Here is a 2,239-nt window from a genome sequence, read left to right on the forward strand (position 1 = left end):
AATTACTATATCTTTTAATCCAATAGTTGCAATTAATTTATTTCCACCTTGAATTATTGTATTTTTTGTTTTTATGCTTATTACATTTCCATTTATTACATTTCCATCTTGATTCGTTTTATTAATTCTTTCCAATGATAACCAGCTTCCTACATCATCCCATCCAAAGTTTCCTGGAATTACATAAATGTTGTCTGCTTTTTCCATTATTCCGTAATCTATGGATTCTGATGGAAGATTTGAAAATACATCTTTTAATGTATCTTCATATTTTGGGGTATTTATTGATTCTCCAATTTTTTGTAAGCCGTCATAAATTTTAGGCAGATATTTTTTGAAGTTTTTCAAAATAGTTGATGTTTTCCAGACAAACATTCCGCTGTTCCACAAATATTGTCCACTTGCCAGATATTCTTTAGCTTTTTCCAAGTTTGGCTTTTCGACAAAACTTAATACTTCATAAACATTTGATATATTTTTAAAACGTTCACCTTTTTTAAAGTTGATATATCCATATCCTGTTTCAGGATAATTTGGGGTAATTCCTATTGTTGCTAGATTATCATCTTTTTCTACTACATCTAAAGCTGTTTTTAATGTGTCAATAAAGATTTCGTTAAATTTAATCAGATGATCTGAAGGTAAAATTACCATTTTTGAGTTTGTATCTTTTTTTGCAATATGAATTGCAGCAAGTCCGATACAAGGTGCCGTATTTTTTGCAATAGGCTCAATGATAATGTTTTCTTCTGGTATATCTGGTATATGTTCCAGAACTAGATTTTTATACATTTCATTTGTAACTACATAGATATTTTCAATATCAACAAGACTTTTTACCCTTTCAACAGTATGCTGAATCATAGATTTTCCATCATCTGTCAAGGACAAAAATTGTTTTGGTAAATTTATTCTACTTTTTGGCCAAAATCTTTCACCTTTTCCTCCAGCCATTATTACTACAGAAGTCAATATTGTTCCTCCTTTTTGTTTGAATTTAGTCAATTATATACTCGAACTTATTTTAAATTGGACTATTAAAACATAAACTTAGGGTTTGAGTAAAATAGCCATAATTTTTGAGTTCGATTTTAAATTAGTTTTTCTATAAAAGTCTATAAAATTTTATTTTGGTATAGTATTTTTTGTTTTTAGAAAGAGAATCCTATCCCTTTGATATATTATTTAAGTTAATATTTATATTAATTATTTTCTAATAAACTTTCCAAATATTTTTTATAATTGCAGTTTTTTAGGTTGTTTATTATTTTGACAAGTTCATTTTTGGATATCCATCCTTTTGTATAGGCAATTTCTTCAAGGCAAGCAATGTAAAATCCTTGCCTGTTTTGGATAGCTTCTACAAAATTTGATGCTTCCATAAGGCCTTTTGGAGTTCCTGTATCAAACCAGCTCATTCCTCGTCCAAGAGTTTTTACTTTTAATTTGTCGCAGGATAAATAAAGTTCATTAACAGATGTTATTTCCAGCTCATTTCGTTCTGATGGTTTTAACATTTCAGATTTTTTTATAACAGTATTATCATAAAAATATAGTCCTGGAACTGCAAAATTTGATTTTGGATTTATTGGTTTTTCTTCCAGTGAGATTACTTTATTATTTTCATCAAATTCAACAACGCCATAATCTTCAGGATTTTTTACTGGATATCCAAATATCATTGCGCCGCCATTATTTAATTTACTTTTTTTAAGATATTCAAAGTAATTAAAAGAATCTTCAAGAACTTTTGAAAATCCATTTCCATAAAATATATTATCTCCCAAAATTAGAGCTACATTATCATTACCAATAAACTCTTTTCCAATCAAAAAACATTCAGCAATTCCGTTTGGCTTTTCTTGAACTTTATATTCGATATTTATACCTATTTGCTTTCCATTTCCAAGAAGTCTTTCAAATAGCAAAATATCCCTTGGTGTAGAAATTATTAAGATATCTTTTATATTTGCAAGCATAAGAACAGACAGAGGATAATAAATCATAGGTTTATCATAAACAGGCAGAATTTGCTTAGAGATAGATTTTGTAAGAGGGTATAATCTAGTACCGCTACCTCCAGCTAAAATAATTCCCTTCATAAGAATTCTCCTTAAATTAGTTTATTTTCCTTTTCCAAATAAGACAGCCTTGGCCGTCTTCATAATAATAAGTACATCAAGTATAAAATCCTGATGCTTTAAATAATACAGATCATACTCAAGTTTTCTTTTAGCAT

Annotated in this window: 2 protein-coding genes; both read right to left on the minus strand. The window is 28.2% G+C overall.

The features are described from left to right. Positions 1–972: mannose-1-phosphate guanylyltransferase (locus tag ACO409_RS10710; RefSeq protein WP_485557115.1), on the minus strand; the 972-nt coding region annotated here is incomplete at its 3' end. A 230-nt stretch (positions 973–1,202) separates the two neighbouring features. After that, complete coding sequence (gene rfbA / locus ACO409_RS10715; protein WP_485557117.1) at positions 1,203–2,102, minus strand: glucose-1-phosphate thymidylyltransferase RfbA; 900 nt, start codon at positions 2,100–2,102, stop codon at positions 1,203–1,205. Positions 2,103–2,239: the final 137 nt, after the last annotated feature.

The organism is Leptotrichia sp. (assembly GCF_057270615.1).